Annotated in this window: 21 protein-coding genes; 11 read left to right on the top strand and 10 right to left on the bottom strand. The window is 56.4% G+C overall.

What is annotated here, in order from left to right:
• Positions 1 to 19 precede the first annotated feature (19 nt).
• Positions 20 to 994: a 2-dehydropantoate 2-reductase gene (locus ACR0L3_RS13095; RefSeq protein WP_480746180.1), complete on the top strand. Its 975-nt coding sequence runs from the start codon at positions 20 to 22 to the stop codon at positions 992 to 994.
• 7 nt (positions 995 to 1001) lie between these two features.
• On the opposite strand, the gene ACR0L3_RS13090 is transcribed toward ACR0L3_RS13095, so the two are convergent.
• The 3 genes from ACR0L3_RS13090 to hrpB form a co-directional block, all read right to left on the bottom strand.
• Complete coding sequence (locus ACR0L3_RS13090) at positions 1002 to 2480, bottom strand: inorganic phosphate transporter (RefSeq protein WP_480746179.1); 1479 nt, start codon at positions 2478 to 2480, stop codon at positions 1002 to 1004.
• 92 nt (positions 2481 to 2572) lie between these two features.
• On the bottom strand, positions 2573 to 3031 hold the full coding sequence (locus tag ACR0L3_RS13085) for an NUDIX hydrolase (protein ID WP_480746178.1): 459 nt from the start codon (positions 3029 to 3031) through the stop codon (positions 2573 to 2575).
• A 110-nt stretch (positions 3032 to 3141) separates the two neighbouring features.
• Positions 3142 to 5583 (bottom strand): ATP-dependent helicase HrpB, encoded by a 2442-nt coding sequence (hrpB, locus tag ACR0L3_RS13080; RefSeq protein WP_480746177.1) that lies wholly within the window; start codon positions 5581 to 5583, stop codon positions 3142 to 3144.
• 128 nt (positions 5584 to 5711) lie between these two features.
• Here hrpB and meaB point away from each other — a divergent pair, with 128 nt between their 5' ends.
• The 5 genes from meaB to ACR0L3_RS13055 all read left to right on the top strand — a co-directional run bounded on the left by meaB (position 5712) and on the right by ACR0L3_RS13055 (position 9660).
• Positions 5712 to 6689: a methylmalonyl Co-A mutase-associated GTPase MeaB gene (meaB, locus tag ACR0L3_RS13075; protein WP_480746176.1), complete on the top strand. Its 978-nt coding sequence runs from the start codon at positions 5712 to 5714 to the stop codon at positions 6687 to 6689.
• A 108-nt stretch (positions 6690 to 6797) separates the two neighbouring features.
• Positions 6798 to 7931 carry a Hint domain-containing protein gene (locus tag ACR0L3_RS13070; RefSeq protein WP_480746175.1) on the top strand — a complete coding sequence of 378 codons (1134 nt, stop codon included), beginning with the start codon at positions 6798 to 6800 and terminating at the stop codon, positions 7929 to 7931.
• Between the two features lie 170 nt (positions 7932 to 8101).
• Positions 8102 to 8389 carry a 50S ribosomal protein L28 gene (gene rpmB / locus ACR0L3_RS13065; RefSeq protein ID WP_480746174.1) on the top strand — a complete coding sequence of 96 codons (288 nt, stop codon included), beginning with the start codon at positions 8102 to 8104 and terminating at the stop codon, positions 8387 to 8389.
• Positions 8390 to 8791: 402 nt separating this feature from the next.
• On the top strand, positions 8792 to 9142 hold the full coding sequence (locus tag ACR0L3_RS13060) for a hypothetical protein (protein ID WP_480746173.1): 351 nt from the start codon (positions 8792 to 8794) through the stop codon (positions 9140 to 9142).
• A 44-nt stretch (positions 9143 to 9186) separates the two neighbouring features.
• On the top strand, positions 9187 to 9660 hold the full coding sequence (locus tag ACR0L3_RS13055) for a copper chaperone PCu(A)C (protein ID WP_480746172.1): 474 nt from the start codon (positions 9187 to 9189) through the stop codon (positions 9658 to 9660).
• Positions 9661 to 9747: 87 nt separating this feature from the next.
• On the opposite strand, the gene ACR0L3_RS13050 is transcribed toward ACR0L3_RS13055, so the two are convergent.
• Both ACR0L3_RS13050 and ACR0L3_RS13045 read right to left on the bottom strand, forming a co-directional pair.
• On the bottom strand, positions 9748 to 10356 hold the full coding sequence (locus ACR0L3_RS13050) for an HdeD family acid-resistance protein (RefSeq protein ID WP_480746171.1): 609 nt from the start codon (positions 10354 to 10356) through the stop codon (positions 9748 to 9750).
• A gap of 61 nt (positions 10357 to 10417) precedes the next feature.
• Entirely contained in the window at positions 10418 to 11113 is a 696-nt protein-coding gene (locus ACR0L3_RS13045) for an NAD-dependent deacylase (protein WP_480746170.1), read from the bottom strand.
• Positions 11114 to 11140: 27 nt separating this feature from the next.
• On the opposite strand from ACR0L3_RS13045, the gene ACR0L3_RS13040 reads away from it, so the two are divergent.
• Positions 11141 to 11584: a low molecular weight protein-tyrosine-phosphatase gene (locus ACR0L3_RS13040; protein ID WP_480746169.1), complete on the top strand. Its 444-nt coding sequence runs from the start codon at positions 11141 to 11143 to the stop codon at positions 11582 to 11584.
• Here the strand turns inward: ACR0L3_RS13040 and ACR0L3_RS13035 are convergent.
• The 3 genes from ACR0L3_RS13035 to ACR0L3_RS13025 form a co-directional block, all read right to left on the bottom strand.
• Positions 11581 to 12522: a LysR family transcriptional regulator gene (locus ACR0L3_RS13035; RefSeq protein WP_480746168.1), complete on the bottom strand. Its 942-nt coding sequence runs from the start codon at positions 12520 to 12522 to the stop codon at positions 11581 to 11583. The two genes, ACR0L3_RS13040 and ACR0L3_RS13035, sit on opposite strands and share 4 nt — an antisense overlap.
• Positions 12523 to 12588: 66 nt before the next feature.
• Positions 12589 to 12897 carry a hypothetical protein gene (locus ACR0L3_RS13030; protein WP_480746167.1) on the bottom strand — a complete coding sequence of 103 codons (309 nt, stop codon included), beginning with the start codon at positions 12895 to 12897 and terminating at the stop codon, positions 12589 to 12591.
• Between the two features lie 163 nt (positions 12898 to 13060).
• Positions 13061 to 14254, bottom strand: coding sequence for a hypothetical protein (locus tag ACR0L3_RS13025; RefSeq protein ID WP_480746166.1), 1194 nt, complete (start codon positions 14252 to 14254; stop codon positions 13061 to 13063).
• An 89-nt stretch (positions 14255 to 14343) separates the two neighbouring features.
• On the opposite strand from ACR0L3_RS13025, the gene lepA reads away from it, so the two are divergent.
• Positions 14344 to 16143 carry a translation elongation factor 4 gene (lepA, locus tag ACR0L3_RS13020; protein WP_425082176.1) on the top strand — a complete coding sequence of 600 codons (1800 nt, stop codon included), beginning with the start codon at positions 14344 to 14346 and terminating at the stop codon, positions 16141 to 16143.
• A 35-nt stretch (positions 16144 to 16178) separates the two neighbouring features.
• On the opposite strand, the gene ACR0L3_RS13015 is transcribed toward lepA, so the two are convergent.
• Positions 16179 to 17126 (bottom strand): aldo/keto reductase, encoded by a 948-nt coding sequence (locus ACR0L3_RS13015; RefSeq protein ID WP_480746165.1) that lies wholly within the window; start codon positions 17124 to 17126, stop codon positions 16179 to 16181.
• A 420-nt stretch (positions 17127 to 17546) separates the two neighbouring features.
• On the opposite strand from ACR0L3_RS13015, the gene ACR0L3_RS13010 reads away from it, so the two are divergent.
• Complete coding sequence (locus ACR0L3_RS13010) at positions 17547 to 17726, top strand: CTP synthetase (protein WP_480746164.1); 180 nt, start codon at positions 17547 to 17549, stop codon at positions 17724 to 17726.
• 149 nt (positions 17727 to 17875) lie between these two features.
• A complete protein-coding gene (locus ACR0L3_RS13005; protein ID WP_480746162.1) occupies positions 17876 to 18361 on the top strand; it encodes a hypothetical protein in 486 nt (161 codons plus the stop codon).
• A gap of 111 nt (positions 18362 to 18472) precedes the next feature.
• Here the strand turns inward: ACR0L3_RS13005 and ACR0L3_RS13000 are convergent, their stop codons facing one another.
• Positions 18473 to 18838 (bottom strand): hypothetical protein, encoded by a 366-nt coding sequence (locus ACR0L3_RS13000; protein WP_480746161.1) that lies wholly within the window; start codon positions 18836 to 18838, stop codon positions 18473 to 18475.
• 201 nt (positions 18839 to 19039) lie between these two features.
• On the opposite strand from ACR0L3_RS13000, the gene ACR0L3_RS12995 reads away from it, so the two are divergent.
• Positions 19040 to 19486 carry a hypothetical protein gene (locus tag ACR0L3_RS12995; RefSeq protein ID WP_480746160.1) on the top strand — a complete coding sequence of 149 codons (447 nt, stop codon included), beginning with the start codon at positions 19040 to 19042 and terminating at the stop codon, positions 19484 to 19486.
• The last annotated feature ends 546 nt before the right edge of the window (positions 19487 to 20032 follow it).

The raw sequence follows: 20032 nt of genomic DNA, 5'->3' as shown, positions 1-20032 counted from the left end.
TGCGTTGGGGAGGGACGCCATGAAGATTGTAATCGCAGGTGCAGGTAGTATCGGATGTTATTGCGGAGCTTTGTTGGCTGATGCAGGGCACGATGTCACCTTGTTGGGCCGTGCTCGCATTCTTGACCCGATCCGTGATAAGGGGCTGACGGTCACGGATTTTTCCGACCTGCACCGCCATGTGAAGGCAGCGAATTTGACCCTGACCGAGGATGCAAGTTGTCTTGGTCAAGCGCAGCTTGTCATCGTGACTGTCAAGACCGGAGCGACGGCCGAGCTGGCTGCGGAAATCGCAAAATTCGCACAGGATACTACTCCGGTCTTGTCTTGGCAGAACGGTATGGAAAACGCGCGTATATTGCGCGATGCTTTGCCGGGCTACGACGTGCGTGCTGGTATGGTGCCATTCAACGTTGTTCCTACCGAACCCGCCAGCTTTCACCGCGCTACGTCCGGCGAAATCGCTATTCAAAGCGGTCACGGAACACTGGGCAAAGAACTCAGCAGCCCTGATTTGCCGGTAGTCGAAAGCGACGATATCGAAGCGATTCAATGGGGTAAGCTGGTTTTCAACCTTAACAATGCGTTGAACGCGCTATCTGGCTTGACGCTGAAAGAACAACTTTTGGATCGCGCCTGGCGGTGTCTGATGGCAGATCAGATGGCCGAAGCGCTGGCGGTCCTCAAGTCTGCGGGTCACACGGTTGCATCGACCACGCCGTTACCTGCTTGGATGACGCCGCATATCCTGCGCCTCCCTACGCCGATTTTTACCCGCATCGCCGCCCGCATGCTGACCATTGATCCTAGTGCAAAGACCTCGATGGCTTATGATCTGATGTCTGGCCGTCCGACGGAAATCGACAGCCTACAGGGAGAGATCATCCGCCTTGGCACATCGACAGGCTTACCAACCCCAATCTGCGCCAAAGTGCGAGATTTGATTGAACAGAAACCGAAAGATCCGTTGTCACCTGATCAGATTGCAGCCTAGCCCCAGTCTAAACAAAAGCTGTCAGGAAAACGAAAATCGCCGCTGACATAGTCGCTGCAGCGGGGACGGTGATAACCCACGCCGCCACAATAGTCATGAAATGCGAGCGCCGGACCAACTTGCGGCGCTGATGCTCTTCTCGGGCCAACCGTTGTTCGACCGGGCGTTTCTGGTTCGATTGCTTCCAGCGACGGTCAGAATGCCACTCGCGATAGAAACCAACACCAAATACAGCACCTACTGCGATATGTGTCGAACTGACCGGCAAACCCAGCCAGCTGGCTACAATGACGGTGATGGCTGCTGACAGCGCCACGCAAAAGGCGCGTATGGGGTTCAGCTTGGTAATCTGGCTACCCACCATGCGGATCAGTTTAGGGCCGAACAGAAACAGACCGAAAGAAATTCCAAACGCACCGATCACCATGACCCAGCTGGGGATCGTCACTTTCGCAGCGAAATCGCCAAACTCTGCCGCGTGTACGATCGCAGCCAAAGGCCCAACAGCGTTGGCTACGTCATTGGCCCCGTGCGCGAAGCTGAGGAAAGTGGCCGATATAACAAGCGGCAGGCCGAACAGCGTTTTCAAGGATTTAGTGCGGTTTTCCATTCCCTCGGACTTGCGCCGTACCCAAGGCACGGTGACGGACCAGACCAGTAGACCCGAGGTCAGGCCGATGAGCAGCGCCATCTCAAGGTCGATTTTGACGATCCGCTTTAGGCCTTTGACAGACAGATATGTGGCAAAGGCCGCCGCCATCACCGCAACAAGGATCGGGACCCAGCGTCGAGCTGCTGCGATTTTGTCATCCTGATACTGGATCTTGGCTTTTATCAGCGCTAGAAATCCAGCCGCAATTACGCCACCCAGCACTGGTGAGATTACCCAACTTGCGGCAATCGCGCTCATAGTGCCCCAACTAACTGCGCTTAGGCCTGCCGCGGCGATACCGGCACCCATCACGCCGCCGACGACAGAATGCGTGGTCGACACCGGTGCGCCAACCCAGGTGGCGAGATTAACCCACATCGCTGACGAGATCAGTGCCGCCATCATTGCCCAGATGAATACGTTACTGTTCTGAACCGACGCAGGATCGATGATCCCCTTGGAGATCGTCGACACGACATCGCCACCGGCCAGCAAAGCCCCCGCGCTTTCCGCGATTGCGGCAATTACGATGGCCCCGCCCATGGTCAGCGCGTTGGCACCCACTGCCGGACCCATGTTATTCGCAACGTCATTGGCACCGATATTGATCGCCATATACGCCCCGAATACGGCCGCTGCGACGACGATCAAGCCACCATCTGCTTGTCCGAAGAAAACAGCAGATGCCAAACCGGCCAGTGCGATAAAGGCGAGGGCGATACCGGGGGCCAGCATCGGACGCGCGACGTAAGCATTGGCATTTTCCACACGCGAGATGCGGTGCAGGTCGCTGTCCAACGACTGCCAGCGGTTCTTAGTGGTTATGTTCGACATGGTCTGCTCAAGGGGATTTGGAATTGACGCAGGGCGCTAGACGGTTTCCGCCCTAGGGACAAGCGTATTGTCGTCAATTTCCCGCGAAACTGTCACATTTGCAGCAGCAAATCGCGCAATTCTGGCTCGTTTACACGCTCAGCGGCTGTTGAAGGCGAGACCCAATCCCGCGTCCGCTGATCAGCTTCGGGGAAATCGTCTGCCAGGTCCTGAACTTCAACTCGATAGACGCTGGTCAAAACCGGCTGAGCCGAGCCATCCTTCATGATTTTGTCATAGGTGAAATGGCCGATCGGCTCTTTGGTCGCGCCGGGTGCGCGCACGCCAGCCTCTTCCCAAGCTTCCTGCAAGGCAGTCTCGGCCCCATCTTTCCCGTCAATCGGCCAACCCTTTGGAATGACCCAGCGCCCTGTGTCCCGACTGGTGATAAGCAGAACTTCTGGCCCGGTCGGCGTATCGCGTGTGCACAGCGCCGCAAACTGCACCCTACAGGGGCGCAGGAAAATAGGTCGTGCGACCTCTTCCCAGAATTTTCGCAGCCATGCCGACATGTTTAAGTGCCGCCTCTAACTCGTGCTCAAAGATGGTGTGACATAACAATGAAACAGTGGTGTTTCAATAATTGCTAAAGAAGATGCAGCTTTTACTGCGAAAACCGATTTTATCTTCGTCTTTTAGCGCGCAAGGTCGGATCGGCCTGTGTCGGGTCTTCGGGCCAGGGATGTTTGGGGTATTGCGCGCGCATGTCCTTGCGGACGTCAGAATAGGACCCGGCCCAAAAGCCCGGCAAGTCACGGGTGATTTGGATCGGGCGCTGAGCAGGAGACAGCAAAGTGATCTTCAACGCTTCGCCCCCCACAAAAGGATGCCGTGTGACTCCGAACAGTTCCTGCAGGCGTACTGATATTTCGGGGACCGCGCCGCTGTAGTCGATTGGTACTTTTCGACCCAGCGGGGTTTCGAACGAACCCGGCGCTCGGCGGTCCAACTCCTGTGTCTGGTTCCAGTTCAGCCGGGCGCGTAAAGCAGGCAGCAGATCAAAGCGTTTCCAATCCTCGGCATTGCGCACGCCTGTAAGCATGGGCAACAACCAGTCCTCAAGAGTTTCTGTCAATCCGTTCAGGGTGAAATCGGGTAGGTCAGCCCCTTCGGCTCGGACCAGCTCGACCCTGGCTGCCAGTCGCGCAGCGGCTCCGTCCAATCGCAATCCCAGGTCTCGCACGCCGTCCAGCATGGCCTCTGACAACGCTTCGTCGGGGGCGTCTTTCCAGATGCGGTCACTCAGAGTGATTGCGCCAAGCCTTTCCTGCTTGCGAGCTACAACCCGGCGTTCGCGCTTGGACCATTCGCAGCTGTCGACCCAGGTTATCTGATCCGAAAACAGATCGCGGATTTCCCGTTCGGTGATCTGCGCTGCCATTCGTACGCGCGCCTCACGCGGGTTGCCGTCCGTGTCCGTGACCACCAAGTACGGCGCCGCGGCCAGCGTGTCGTCGCTGTCTAACACCACACCTTTGCCACCCGACAGAACATAACGCGGAACGTCGCCCTTTCTGCGTTGTCCGATCCGGTCGGGATAGGCCAGCGCGGCCATTGCGGCAGGGCTCAGATCACTGGGAGTACCTTTGGTTCGAAGTCGTTTGGTTTCCGCCTTAATACGGTCCACAGTTCCTGCATTTACCTGCCAGATCCGGTTACGCTGAAACGCGCGAAGGTCGCGCAAGGCTTCTAAGCGAAACAACAAATCAACAGGCGCGCCTTTCAACGGGTCACGTTCCGCCATCAATGCGGCCAAGGGGGCTGCATCAGGTCCAGAGCGTTCCAACATGTGCCCCAGCCGGGGGTGCAGGGGTAGCGCTGACAACGCCCGCCCATGATCGGTTATTCGCCCTTTGGCATCCAGCGCACCCAGCATTGTCAGCAGGGCTTTTGCTTCGGCCATCGAACCTTCGGGGGGTGGGGTCAGAAAGGCTAGATCGCTTGGCTCTGCGCCCCAAAGCGCCAGTTCCAGCGCCAGACCCGTCAAGTCGGCCGCTTCGATCTCTGCCGGAGGATAGGCGGCCAGCGCGCCTTCCTCGCCTTTGGACCACAGCCGGTAGCAGACCCCTTCGGCCACACGCCCGGCACGACCAGCGCGCTGCGTGGCCTCGGCGCGTGTTACGCGTTCCGTAACCAATCGTGACATGCCAGAGCCTGGATTAAACCGCGCCCTGCGCGCTTGCCCCATGTCGACCACGACGCGGATATCGGGAATAGTCAGAGAGGTTTCCGCAATCGACGTGGCCAGCACCACCTTGCGCCCGGTTTCAACCGGTGCAATTGCGCCGCGCTGGGCGGCAAAGGGCATGGCGCCGAACAGAGGGCGTACCACACATTCAACGGGCAAACGCCCAGTCAAGGCCGCTTCGGCCCGGCGGATTTCACCTTCACCGGGCAGAAACACCAACACGCCCCCGCCAGTAGCACGAGTTTCTCGTTCTGCTTGCACTACAAGATCGATCAAAGCGTCCAATGGCCGTGCACGCCCACCCAACGGCCGATCCAGCCAACGGGTCTCGACCGGGTAGCTGCGCCCTTCGGATGTGACCAAAGGCGCGTTCATCAACCGCCCAACGGGTTCGGCGTCCAGCGTTGCGGACATGGCGAGCAGAATAAGGTCGTCACGCAACGCACCTGTAACTTCCAGACATAATGCCAAACCAAGATCGGCATTCAGGGACCGCTCGTGGAATTCGTCGAAGATCACTGCGCTGACCCCCGGCAGGTCTGGGTCGGATTGCAACATTCGGGTCAGAATGCCTTCGGTGACAACTTCGATACGGGTGGATTTTGAGATCTTTGCGTCGCCGCGTACTCGATATCCGACCGTCTCGCCTGCGCGTTGGCCCAGTGTTTCTGCCATCCGCTCTGCAGCGGCGCGCGCAGCCAGCCTGCGCGGTTCCAACAGTACGATCTTACCGTCACACAAGCCGGACTCGAGCATCGCCAAAGGCACCCGTGTCGTTTTCCCTGCACCTGGCGGAGCTTGTAATACAGCGCGGCCCTTGGTCTTTAGGGTCGCAAGCAGGTCGGGGATGGCATCGTCGATTGGCAGGCGTGTCATGCAGGCTTTATCCGTCAAGCCTCGGCCAAGGTCCAGTTCCGACACGCGGATACACATTCAGCGGCAAGGCACTGGACAAACCCTTCCTTGCGCCTTCATCTAGGCGAAAATCGGGTAAGGGACCGCGCATGACGACTGCTGAGCTGGGTGACAAGATTTTGAACGGTGAGCGCCGCGCGCTGGCCCGTGCGATCACTCTGGTCGAAAGTGGCCGTGAGGATCACCGTATGCAGGCGACTGAGCTATTGGCACATGTGGCCAAAGCAGGACGTCAATCGTTGCGCATCGGTCTGTCGGGAACGCCCGGAGTGGGCAAGTCCACCTTTATCGAAAGCTTTGGTATGATGTTGATCGAGCAAGGCGTGCGCGTGGCGGTTCTTGCGGTTGATCCCAGCTCGGCGCGTTCGGGTGGTTCTATTCTTGGGGATAAAACCCGGATGGAACGTCTAAGCCGCGAGAAAAACGCCTTTATCCGACCATCCCCCAGTCAATCCCACTTGGGCGGTGTCGCCCGACGGACGCGCGAGGCGATCGCCCTGTGCGAAGCCGCCGCGTTCGATGTGGTGCTGATTGAAACTGTAGGCGTGGGCCAGTCGGAAACCGTTGTGTCCGAGATGTCCGACTTGTTCCTACTGCTGCTGGCCCCGGCAGGCGGAGACGAGTTGCAGGGTGTCAAACGCGGCATCATGGAAATGGCCGACATGATTCTTATCAACAAGGCAGACGGCGACTTGAAAACCACGGCGACCCGGACTTGTGCCGACTACGCTGGAGCTTTGCGTTTGTTGCGCAAACGGCCACAAGACCCAGAAGGCTTCCCAAAGGCGATGACGGTTTCGGCGGTTGAAGAACATGGTTTAGAGAAAGCATGGGCAGAGATGCAGTCCCTTTCGCAATCTCGGAGGGACAGTGGGCACTGGGATGCGAACCGAGCCGAACAGGCGCAGTATTGGTTTGAGCAGGAAGTTCGCGCGGCCCTTCTTGCGAAGTTGTCGAACGCACAGGCGCGGACTGAAATGGAGCAACTGGGCGCAAAAGTGCGTGCGGGAGGGCTAAGTCCTTCGGCGGCTGCGGATGCCATGTTGGCTTATTTGATGAGGCAGTGATTGGATTTCACTGTCGTGAAATTAGAAATCTGCTTAAGGTTGTGTTGAGTGCTGACGCAGTCCCTTAAAGATGATATCCTGGGCTCCTAACGCATAGGATCCGCCCGAATGCCCCGGATAGTTGGGACGAACAATGACGACGACATAGACGTCACAGGCAATAGCGGGACCCTGAATGGGCAACCGCAAGGGTCCCCGATTGACGACATTCGGGGCCGGGGTGGCGACGATGACATAGATGTTTCTGACAGCGTTATTGCCGAAAGCATTATTGGCAACGCTGGAAGCGACACCATAACCGTCTCCAACAGCTCAGTGGGTGGTCGCATCGCCTCGGGCAATGATGCTGACACCGTCGACGTTAATGGCTCGACTGTAGGCAATATCCGCTTGGGGAATGGCGACGATACACTGAATTTCAGAAGTACATCTGTCAGCGGCGATATACGAGGCGGTGGGGGCACTGATACGTTGAACCTCCCCGTGGGGACGGTCGTAACAGATAGTGTTTTCGGCACTTTCACTGTTCAGGACGGTGTCGCTTATTCCGTATCCAACGGTACATTCGCACTGCCCTCGGGCATTGTGGTGACGTATTCGGCTTTCGAAAACGGCTCTGGGGTTCCTTGTTTCACTCGCGATACTCGAATTCTGTCCGAGTGCGGGGAACGCCCCATTCAAACGCTGAAGGTTGGTGACTTGATCCCCACAATGGAGCAACCCGCCCACCGCATCCGCTGGATCGGTCGTCGTCGTTTTGATCGAGTGGGCTTGTTGGAGAACCCAAAGCTGTTTCCTGTGCGAATTTTGGCCGGGGCGCTGGGCAATGGGCTACCACTAAGGGATTTACTGGTCTCTCGCCAGCACCGGATGTTGGTGCAATCCAAGATCGCCGAACGAATGTTCGGAACGCCCCAAGTGTTGGTGCCTGCGATCAAGTTGACGATGCTGCCGGGGGTTTTCGTTGATGAAAGCGTCGCAGAGGTTGAGTATTTTCATCTACTGTTTGACAGCCACCAAGTAATCTTCGCTGAAAGCGCACCAACCGAAAGCCTTTTCATCGGGGATGAGGCATTGAAATCACTTGGAGCAGATGCCGTCCGTGAGATTTTTGAGATATTTCCAGAACTGATTGAAAAACGGCTAACACCGCGCCCAGCACGCTTTATCCCAAAGGGGCGGCAGCAAAGGCACCTTCTAGAGCGGCACCTGAAGAACAATAAACCTGTGTTGCAGGTGTAGCTTCGCCTTGTCGGTAAGATAGCCGTAAAGAATTCGCGTGATCCGTCTTGACCCTTTCTGCGATTCCCACTAAACGCATCCAACCAGTTTTCGGGCGCGACTTCGGGTGGCGCCCCTTGTGATTTGGCCGCAGGCACTTTGCTCGGCCTCCAGAAACAAAGGAAGAAACCATGTCGCGCCGTTGCGAACTGACCGGAAAAGGCCCGATGACTGGCAACAATGTCAGCCACGCCAAAAATAGAACTCGTCGTCGTTTTCTGCCCAACCTGAACGACGTAACCCTGCAGTCTGAAACTCTGGGTCGCGGCGTGAAGCTGCGCATTTCGGCTGCCGCTTTGCGCTCGGTCGACCACCGCGGCGGTCTGGACGCGTTCCTGGCCAAAGCTAAAGACGAAGACCTGTCGACAAATGCGCTGAAAGTGAAGAAAGAAATCGCCAAGGCACAAGCTTCGGCCTGAGTTCTTTTTTCCTCCAAGTTTTCAACCCTGTACCGAAAGGTGCAGGGTTTTTTCTTGCCCGCATTGTTCGTCAAGCGGACTCAATTATACAGCGACGGTGATATTGTTCACATACCCAGCGCTCAACCCGGTTTATGTTTGTTCATATTCATCTGGCGGAGTTAGCCCCCATGTCTTTTAAGTTGTCTGATTTCTTCTCCCTGTTGGCTGCCTTTTTTGGCAAGACGTTTGGGACATGTGTTCGGATGCAACGACGGGTGAATAGGTTGCATACGAGCCTGACCAAAGGGTCTGTCAAACGTCCCGGATTGGACGGCTGACGATACAACCAAGTCTGCGGGCTTCTGGCGCACCCAATAGCGCTTGAAGCCCGTTTCGCGTCCGGCCTATATCAGCGTCAGGATGAAGCCTGTTCTAAATAAACTGCTGCCATTGGCGGTGTCGCTGCTTGTTGTTTTGACCGGGCAGGGCATTGCTGCGTCGCGTGGAATGGACAACGCAGTAGGGCAGATGGTGCTTTGCACCAGCACAGGGCCGGTCGTGGTTTACATGGACGCTGACGGGCAGCCAACGCAGCCACCGCATTTTTGTCCCGAATACGCGATAACCCTTTTGGGTGCGATAGCGGTTGCCGCGCCTGTCGTGCCGACGGCGCCAGACGCTGTTAAACTGGTGCTGTTGCGCAAGGCGGACAGTCTGATCGCCCAACCTATACCCAATAGGCCCGCACGTTCACCTCCGATGAAGATCTGATGGCTTTTCCAATATTTTCAGACTTCTAAACAAGGAGAGGTGCGATGCCCCTCAAACCCAAACTGTTCACCACTTTTGCTGCTGCAATATTGGCTACTGCTGCTTTTGCGCAAGACACGATCACCGTTGACGATGCTTATGCCCGGTCTTCGGGTAAAACAGCCAAAGCCGGAGCGGCCTTTATGGTGATCAAGAATACCAGTGAAACGGATGATCGATTGATCGGTGTGCAGTCCGAAGCGGCCGCACGGGTCGAGCTGCATACTCATCTGATCGACGACAACGGCGTTGCCAAAATGGTTCATGTCGAAGAAGGTTTTATCATTCCCGCAGGTGACGCACATATTCTCGAACGCGGTGGCGACCACGTGATGTTCATGGGTCTTACTGAGCCGTTTGAACACGGCGAGGAACTTCCTGTGACGTTGATTTTCGAAAAGGCGGGTGAAGTCGAGATCAAGGTTCCCGTCGATCTTGAACGGAATGACCAAGGTGGCCACGGATCGCATTCGCACTAAAAGTGCATCTGCCTTAGGGCCGCGAAGCGGTCTTGGTTCACGCGTCAGGTCGGGCAAAGCCCGGCCTGTTTGCCAATTGGGCAGGGTTCAGCGATTGACCACGCGCATTGCCACACGGTCATGAGCGCGCTTGAAACGCGCGGTTAGCCAGAACATCACCGCCGAGAACGCAAGTGCGCCGAACGCAATAGCCCAGCCTAATGCGACCATTCCACTGCCGGGCCAGAAGATCAGCACCAGCCCGATAATCAGGGCAACAATCCCCGAGTTTCGCACTGAAGGCGCATCGGGATGCTGATCTGACATTTGTCGCCAGGCCATCAGTGACCCAATACCCATGATCAGTGCCCAGGCCCCCAATAGGAAGAATGTTAGCCGGGCCACGCCTTCGGGCCAGATTAACAGTACTAACCCAATCAGTAACGCACCGATGCCCATGCCCCCGATCAGGCCGCGCCGACCGAAGCCCAAAAGGGTCAAGCCGCCATCAAAAATCAGCAATAGCCCAACCAGACGTAGCAGCCATGCAATACTGCTTGTTGGCCAGAATAAGGCAGCTATTCCCAGTGCCCCAGCCAACACTCCGCGCAACAGGAACGTCCACCAAAGCCCTGCAAGTTGATCCCCAAGCGCGTCACGATCATCCAAGCTGCCGTCTTCAAGGATTTCCTCACGCGGGGTTTGGGGGTCGGTCATGATGCTCTCCGGGGCCTGTTAGGTCTTCAGTATAAACGGAAAATTCGGGTCGTGTCTTCGGTCATCTCGGGTTCAATTGCCTGTCCACCCAGCGTGGAACGGTTTCCGTCGCAGGTCCGAGTATGACTTCGTCGAAACTCGAAGCACCGCTGGAAGGCTCAAGGTTCAGTTCAACTGTGCGTGCGCCCGACTGCAAAGTTTCGTGCACGAAGGCGGCGGCGGGGTAGACCTGGCCTGACGTACCAATGGCGGCGAACAAGGTCGCCTCGGCCAAGTGGTCATAGATCACGTCCATCTGATAGGGCATTTCCCCAAACCAGACCACATCCGGGCGGGCCGTGGGGGCGTCACATGCGGGGCATGTTTCACCTACGGCCATCTCGGTCGGAGCGGGCCAACGATGATCACAAACAGCGCAGAGCGCCCCGGCCAACGTACCATGCATATGGATCACGCTCGAAGCGCCTCCAGCTTCGTGCAGGCTGTCGACGTTTTGGGTAACTATGACCACCTCGCCAGCATAATCCTTTTGCAGACGGGCCAATGCCTCATGCGCGGCGTTGGGATGCGCTTTGGCGGCCTGAGACCGGCGGGCGTTGTAAAAGCCATAAACCAAAGCGGGGTTGCGGGAGAAGCCTTCAGGCGTAGCGACGTCCTCAATTCGGTGCTGCGCCCACAGCCCACCCTCATCCCGAAACGTCCCTAAGCCGCTTTCGGCAGAAATCCCGGCCCCTGTCAGAATGACGATCTTTTCCATCGTAGTCCTTCGCGTTACATCTTAGACATGACCCACCGTATTCTCTTTGTTTGTTTGGGCAACATCTGCCGTTCCCCCGCTGCCGAGGGCGTGTTTCGCGCTCGTGCACCTCATCACACGACAGACAGTGCAGGTACATCGGGTTGGCATATCGGCAACCCTCCTTACGGGCCGATGCAAGCGGCTGCGCGAATTCGGGATGTTGATCTTAGTGACCTTCGGGCGCGACAATTCGTTGCCGATGATTTTGATCGGTTCGACCTGATCATCGGTATGGATGCCGAGAACATCGCAAATATAGAAGCGTTACGGCCATCGGGCAGCGAAACGCCGGTTTACCTATTAACCGATTTTGCACCCCATACTGGTGCGGATCACGTGCCAGATCCTTACTATACAAGGGACTTTGACGGTGCGCTGGATTTAATCGAAGCCGCAGTCGACGGTTTGGAAAAGCACCTACGAGGCTAAGCCATAATTCTCAGCTTGTCGGTGAGCCAAGGCAGCTGCGTCAGCGCGGGGTCGACGATCTGGTTGCGCATTAACCTGCGCATCATGCCCGCGACCTCTTGCGGGACCTGATCGGACCAATCAGTGCGAGTGAACAGTGAAATGGTGCGCGAAAAGTCTTCGAACGGAGCAGGGTGAACCTCTAACGCGTCATGGAACCTTGCCGCTCGCATATACCCCAACGGCGTGGTGATCGCCCAGCCCAGTCCGCGTGCGACCATCGCCACCAGTGCCAGATGCGAGCCAATCTCGAACCGTTCCTCATAGCTCACCTGATGTCTTGCCAAATGGGACTCGATCTGGCGGCTGATCAGTTGTTCACGCGCATATCGCAGAAAAGGCAGGTCCTGCACGGCGTTGTCGACACCCTTCGGCGTCACAAGAATAAACGGGTCCTGTACCAAAGGGTATTCTACGACACCCTCAAGCACCTCGCCGGAATGGGCCGATACCACCAGATGCAGGCGTTGGGCTTCAAGCTCGGCAAAAAGGTCCAGACTGGGCAGTGTGATCAACTTAAACTTTGAGCGGGTTAGGCTGTCAGCCAGCAACGTAGCCAGTCGCGGTGTCAGGTCGTTGTCGAAGTCGTCGATCAAACCAATTGAGAGCGTCGTCAGATGCCCAAGGTCCATCACCGTCAGTTCGCTTTGGGCCATCTGTAGCTCGGACAGCACTGCTTCGGTCCGAGCGAGAAAGCTGCGCCCGGCCTGCGTCAACCGCATTGGGCGGCGTCCGTGGTCCACCAATTCGGTGCCAAGGGCGTTTTCCAGGTTGCGCAATTGCTGCGACACCGAAGGCTGGCTGAGCCCTGTGATTTCGGCTGCTTGCGCCACCGATCCCGTTCGCGCCAATGCCTCGAACACTTCGAGCCCGCGCAGGGTCAGCCCTTTCATAACCATCAGAAATACCTTTCGCTGCGCCTTTTCTGGGGCGCAGTGCGGGTTAGGTCAAGGATTGAGATCAGCCTAGCTGCAGATCGCCTGTGCCATCTGGCCGAAGTTTTTATAGCGATCCCATAGTGCATCATCACGTGCAGTCCGGGACATCTTCAACTCTTGTGCTTGGTGGGGATCGCTGAACCACTTGGCAACGGTTTTCTGATCGCTGCGCGTCAACGCCTGATTGGCGACGCGCTGAATGCAACTGCAACGATCCCGCGTCGCCGCAGACCGGTCGGATGCCAGACACGCCCGTTTGATCTGCGCCGCGTCCGCAGCCGGAGTTATCGCCGTAAGCGATGCCGCACAAAATGCGATTAAGAGGAACTGTTTCATGCTCTTGCCTCGTTTTTGCCTGCCCGGAGAGATCTTACGCCTCTCTCGGCCTGGGTGGGAGTATGAATCAAAGTGGAATCAGGATCAATTGTGTGGTTCGAAAAAGTGAATGCCTGAGTTGGAAACACGCCACCCTGAAGGCCGGGCTTCAGCCCGGCAACGGTTAGGCCAGAAACGGCAACCACCGCTCCAAAGCCTCAATCAACGCCTCAATTTTCTCTGGATGTTTAGCAATGTACGCGTCCACAACAACGGTCGCGCCCTTTGTGGTTCCGACCACGACTGCGGTGCCAATAGCCAAGTTGACCTTCCCCGCACACCATTTGAGAAGGCTTGCCAAACCTGACTTGAGCTTAGCCAATATCGTCTCAATCCACTCGCGAGCGGGGTTTTCTTGCTCCATTGCTGTCGAGAGTTCTTCGGAAGCATCCCAAATCAATGTGATTGCACCGGATAAGTGCTCGTCTTGAATACTCTCAGGAGGGTTGTTCCCTCCTATTCCGTGGCGAGTGATAGTTTGGGCTTTTAAGCTGTCTTTCAGGTCAGTAAGTGCAGATTCGACATCCCACCGCGACTTAATGCGCTCGATTTCGGAAGCGACCGCATCAGGTCCCGCATCCCAAATCGCATTATCGATTAAGGCTACGTGTTCCTGAAGCTTCCAGTCGATTGGTGTTCCTTCTAAAAACCCCGAGTACCAGTCCGACCAGAAATTCCATGCATCACCTGCATTGGAGAAACTGTCCAAGAAGTAGATAATTGTGTGATGTGGCGCAGCGGTGAAATCGCTTGTGTTTTCAGGCGAGAAAAGAGACTTCTGAAACATTGATAAAGATTTATCAGTGCTGAGGTCTTCACGAAGTTCAAAGGTATAGTCGACGAACAAGTCTCTGGTTGCCGCTTCCATATCCTCCGGCTTTAAGTCCGCCGAAGAAAGGAAGTCGCGTAGTGAGGTGGGGGTCGGTTCGAATGCATCAAAAAAGGTCAGTGTTCCATCAAATTGGCCTATAGCTGCCTCTGATGCGCTCAGGGCCGCTAGATGTCCTTCCTCAGCGGCTCTCTGCAAGGCTTCAGTTCTTTTCCCTAAATGCACCCAATTGAAGCGCTTCTGCGACCTGTCAAGGCACTGACATACAACTGCACAGCAGATTGCAACCCGAAAGCAATGCAATGCGAATATCGCGCCTTGGCCCTGTAGCCATACAGCATCCGATTGTTTTTCCCATTCTTCGGGCTGGGTTAGCGCGAGCAGATTACGAAGATAAATGCGAACGGCGGCCTTACGAAGCGCATGGTCTGTAGCGCCATCCAATATCTCTCTTAGATGTGTGTCGAATTGTTCAGAAATATCAGTCACGGATCGCAAACTCATGTAGATGACAAAAACCCAAAGCTAGTCACTCGGGGCATTGACCCCTTTAATAAAACAAATCATATCCCCAACCCATGACAGACCTCGCTCATATCCGCAATTTCTCCATCGTCGCGCATATCGACCATGGTAAATCCACCCTTGCTGACCGGCTCATCCAAGAGACCGGAACGGTCAAGGATCGCGACATGAAGGAACAGCTGCTCGACAGCATGGATATCGAGCGCGAGCGTGGCATCACCATCAAGGCGAACACGGTCCGTATCGACTATACCGCCGATAATGGCGAGCAATATGTGCTGAACCTGATCGACACCCCCGGCCACGTGGACTTTGCTTATGAGGTCTCGCGGTCCATGCGCGCGGTTGAGGGGTCTCTGCTGGTCGTCGACTCGACCCAAGGGGTCGAGGCGCAGACGCTGGCGAATGTCTATCAAGCCATCGATGCCGACCACGAAATCGTACCGGTGCTGAACAAGATCGACCTGCCCGCGTCGGATTGTGACCGCGTGGCCGAACAGATCGAGGACGTGATCGGTATCGACGCGACCGACGCCATTCAGGTCTCGGCCAAGACGGGGCAGGGCATCCACGAGACGCTTGAGGCCATCGTGCAGCAACTGCCCGCGCCGCAGGGCAATCTCGACGCGCCGCTCAAGGCGATGCTGGTGGATTCGTGGTACGACGCCTATCTCGGCGTCATCGTTCTGGTCCGTATCATGGACGGCACGCTGAAAAAGGGCATGCGGGTCAAGTTCATGTCGAACGGCACCCTGCACCATGTGGACCGCGTCGGCGTCTTCCGCCCTGAAATGGAGATGGTTGACAGCCTCGGCCCCGGTGAGATCGGCTTCCTGACCGCTTCGATTAAACAGGTCCGCGACACCCGCGTCGGCGACACCATCACTAATGACCGCAACGGGACCGAGGATGCGCTGGACGGCTTCAAACCCGCGCAGCCGGTGGTGTTCTGCGGCCTCTTCCCTGTCGACAGTTCCGAATTCGAAGACCTGCGCGACGCGATTGACAAATTGGCCCTGAACGACGCCAGCTTCAGCTTTGAAATGGAAACCTCGGCAGCACTTGGCTTTGGCTTCCGCTGCGGCTTCCTTGGCCTTCTGCACCTTGAGGTCATCCGCGACCGCATCGAACGCGAATATGATATCGAGCTCATCACCACCGCCCCGTCGGTGATCTATCACGTCTACATGAAAGACGGTGAGATGATCGAGCTGCACAACCCCGCCGACATGCCCGACCCCTCGAAGGTCGACCATATCGAAGAACCGCGCATCAAGGCGACCATTCTGGTGCCGGATGAATACCTCGGTGACGTGCTGAAACTGTGTCAGGACCGCCGCGGCATCCAGCTGGACCTGACCTATGCGGGCAGCCGCGCCATGGTCGTCTATGACCTGCCGCTGAACGAGGTTGTCTTTGATTTCTACGACCGCCTGAAATCGGTGACCAAGGGCTATGCCTCGTTCGACTACCAGATGACCGGTTATACCGAGGATAATCTGGTCAAGATGTCGGTGCTTGTGAATGACGAGCCGGTCGACGCGTTGTCGACCATGGTTCACCGCGACCGGGCCGAGATGCGGGGCCGGGCGATGTGCGAAAAGCTCAAGGACCTGATCCCGCGCCACATGTTCAAAATCCCGATCCAGGCCGCCATCGGAGGCAAGGTCATCGCCCGCGAGACCCTCTCGGCCCTGCGCAAGGACGTGACTGCGAAGTGTTATGGCGGAGATGCGACGCGGAAACGCAAACTGCTGGACAAGCAGAAGGCGGGTAAGAAGAAGATGCGCCAGTTCGGGAAGGTAGATATCCCGCAGGAGGCGTTTATTTCTGCGTTGAAGATGGACAGCTAAGGCTGTCCATATTCTCCCCTCCAACTTGACTGCTTCTATGCGGCTTCTGGATCTGCGTCGGACTGCCCGAGGTCGGCGAGTTCGCTCCAGACCGCTTCTGGAATATCCCAATCAGCCCATTCAAACGTCTGTTCCACATGCTGTGGCCAGGTCACTCCGCAAACGGTTGAAGCAATGTTCGCGTCTTTCAGTGAGAACTGAAGGGCTAGCGCACCCATGGGCACATCATAGCGGGCACAGATTTCCTCGACCGCACGCACAGGAGCAAGCATTTCTTCTGTTGCTGGCCGGTAGACGTAGAAATGGTGGATTGCGCTGCCTTTGGCTAGGATGCCGCCCGCGTAAGGCGCTGCATTTAACACAGTAACGCCCTTCGAGTTGGCCAGTTCGATCAAAGGTGCCGCGTTCATGTTTACAAGCGTGTGTCGGTTGTGAGTCATCACAACGTCGAAACCCCGGTCATGCAACATCGGCATCAGCACATCCAAGCGCCCTCCCGCCAGACCAACGGCGCTCGCAATTCCTTCTTCTTTAATCTTAAATAGCTCATCCAGCGCACCTCCGCTGCGGGTGATCTCATTAACATCTCCAGCGTATTCCGGGTCGTGTAGATGAAGGATGTCTACTCGGTCTACGCCGAGCGCTTTGAGGCTCTGTTCGAAGGAGCGCCGTACTTGGGTGGCGTCGAAAACGCTCGTTTCCATGTCACGGTCCACTTTTGTGGACAGAACGCAGCCTTCCGGCCGGCCACCGAGTTCACGGATGACACTCCCGATGCGCTCCTCGCTTCGCCCCAGTGCATAGCCTCGGGCGGTGTCGACAAACGCGTCGCTACGGGCAAGTATGGTACGCAAGGTGTCTCGCGTCCTTTCCTCATCAACTTCGTAACCATAAATCTGTGGAATGCTGCCTATTCCGGTTGATCCAAAGCCAATTCGTGGGATTCGTACTCCGGTCCGGCCTATTTCGCAAAGTTTTGTCATTCCATCCCCCCTCTTCAGAAAAATGACATATGAATAATTGAATTTACAGCAAGTCAGCCATTTTCTGCAAGTTAGGGGCGCAAAAAAGCATTGCCGAAAAACGGGTAGGGGACTTGATACAGTGACCCTCCTCACAGCCTGACTAAGCCCATCTGCGACAGTTGACCCGACGGTTACCTCAGCAGGAGGCTCTTGCGTCCATTTCGCTGGTTCACCTGATCGCTTTCCGATCGGCAGGCCTCTGTTCCAGCGTAATGATCGCAATGATGTTCTGGTGAAAAAGCTCAGGGATTGGTCTTGTCATGGTTGGAACGGCATTGGCATTTGCTTGATTACGACGCGCAGTCTGACCCAGATCAAGGACCACTCCCAGCCTCGGTTCTAGGGTCCGCACAAACAGACTGAATAAACGAGGCCGCTATGTCGCCCCTGACACTGATCATTCACATCTTCCTTGGTTCCACCATTGCCGGGTCCGCCGTGATTGCGGTTCTGGTCATGGGATATTCGTCTTGGACGTCCATCCTGATCGCTGCGGTTGCGGGCTTTGTGGCGGCGTTCCCGGTTTCGTTTCTGGTGGCTCGCAAGCTCGAAGGGTGAGCGCCCCAAAGGCCAACTGAAATACGCGGTCTGAGCGCCTGATTTAGACGCTCAGATTGGAATATGTTAGTATGAGCGCGGGGGCCGCGTTCAGGCGGTTTTATTTTTACATGCTTGCAACGCCAAACCCTCAGAAATGAGAGGTTATAATGCACAAGTTTTTTACGACGACCGCAACCACAGTCCTGACCCTTGGCCTGTCCGCAGGCTTGGTGTGGGCCGAGACGTTTGACGGAACATCCAAGGGGATGGGCGTCAACAATAATGCGGTTTATGGCATCTCGGATGGGAATGCGGTGGTCAAAACCCAAACGGATTATGAAAGCTTTGAGGTCGAGTCCGGGCACCCTCTGGAGGGGGCGTCGGGCACGTGTTTCGGCGCGTTGCTGATCAACGGGGCCGGGGTCTCGGGCACCGGAAATTGCGTGTTTGACACCGCCGCCGGGGAAAAGGCGGTGATGACTTGGACCGCCACCGGGTTTGGCGAGGGCGGCGCTTTGGCCGGGGACTGGACCGTTTCGGGCGGCTCGGGCAATTGGGCAAGTGCAACGGGTGGCGGCACGTTCTCATCCCTCACCGATCCCGATACCAATAAATTCGTCAACACGATTAATGGTAGTATCACTGTCGACTAAGTGTGGACCGACTAAAGGGCAGGGCGCGCGGGTCCGCACGTGACCCGCGCGTCTGTTACAAGACGTCGGCCGACAAAGTGTGCCCTCTGTTGGGCCAGCACCTGACCGATTTTAGTGAGAGCGGGCGTCCAACCCGGCGATGACCGCCTGAAACCCTTTGGGGTCCGCCTGTTCGAGCTTGCGCAGGGCCTCTTGGGCCTGCTCCCGCAGGGCGTCCTTGCACTCGGCCTTGATCGTGTCCACCTGGTCGACCAGCGTATCGATATCTTCGAGCTTGACCTTCGTGGCCTCGGCCAGCGTTTGCAGTGCATCCAGCACTTTGCCCAGCTGTTTACCATAGCTTGCCACCTCGTGCTGCACCCTGTGTTCAATCTCGGGCACGCCGCGCACGCTTATGGTGGGTTCGATATCCTGCTGCACATCCCCACTCAGCGGAAAGCGGAACTCGGGGGACCAGACCGAAAACGGACCAAACATGTCAAAATCTCCTGATAGTAAATAAATCTGAGTTTCCGCCGCAGTGCAGCATTGAGTCAAGCCACAAGGCTGGATCGCTCGTTTCCTAAGGTATCACTGAACGCTTCATGAAGTTTCCCTTAAGTAAGTTGCAAACGGCTTTTCCGCTTCCAATCTGTTCAGCAGGCCAAGAACGGCCCCGAATTTTGGAGGAGAGAGCCAATGACCAGATTCATGACTGCCGGAGCAGCCGCTCTGGCCACGACCCTCACCCTTGGAACGGCCGCTCTGGCCGATACGCCTGACCTGCGCGGTACATGGCATGGGTCGTACACCACTGTTTCTCCAACGCATTATCACAGCGGCGACCAACCTCGGTTCAATCAGGCCGAGTGGATGCTGGATGTTCAGATGCAGGACGGCAATGTCTTTTGGGGCCCCAGCAAGTGGCGTCGCGACGGTGACACCGATTGGACCGAATACGAAGCCACCGGAACGGTCAGTCTGGATGGATCCGGCACGATCGGAATCGTTGAGACCGCCCCACAGATCATCGGTGCAAACGCTTTGATCGATGCCAAGTACGAAGACGGTAAGATTTATGCGGATTTCCGTAGCCTACGTAATGGAACAACCTACAGCACTGTTCTGGAACGTCAGGTGAACTGAAGCGACTTCGGCCTGGCCGGGCTGTAGGGGGTACTGTCTGCGAATTAAACGCAGCGCGTAGTAGGTAATCCCGGTCAGGTCGGAGCGCTTCTCAAAAGCGGAACCGGTGTCTCCGATGGGAGGGGACGGGGTCGGGCGGTCTCATCATTGCCCGCGACAGGGTTCAGAGAAACCCATGCCGGACAGCGGCGTTCCCCGGAATGTGGCCTTTGGACTTCGCGAACCTTCAGCGCGGTGTTGTTGGCAACATACAGGTTCGTCCGACCCATGTTCTGTTTTCTGGAAATTAGACCGCGCGATTCGAAAAATATGGTGCTTGCAAGGCGGCGACTACGCCAGTGTTTGCTAATTATCGATGCCTAGGGCATTTCGCACTTGCAGAAATCCTGCGAAACTCGACTTTTTTAAGCGATTTTGACTTTTCCGGCATCAAGCTCTCGTGGCTCCACAGTTTCCAGAGTTATCCACAAAACTTTCCCGCTGGATATCAACACGTTATCCCCGGCTAATTTTCATGCTGCAGTGCTATTTTCTTGCCCAACAGAA

The organism is Ruegeria sp. CK1, from assembly GCF_056536545.1.
This window is presented reverse-complemented; position numbering and strand designations above follow the sequence as displayed.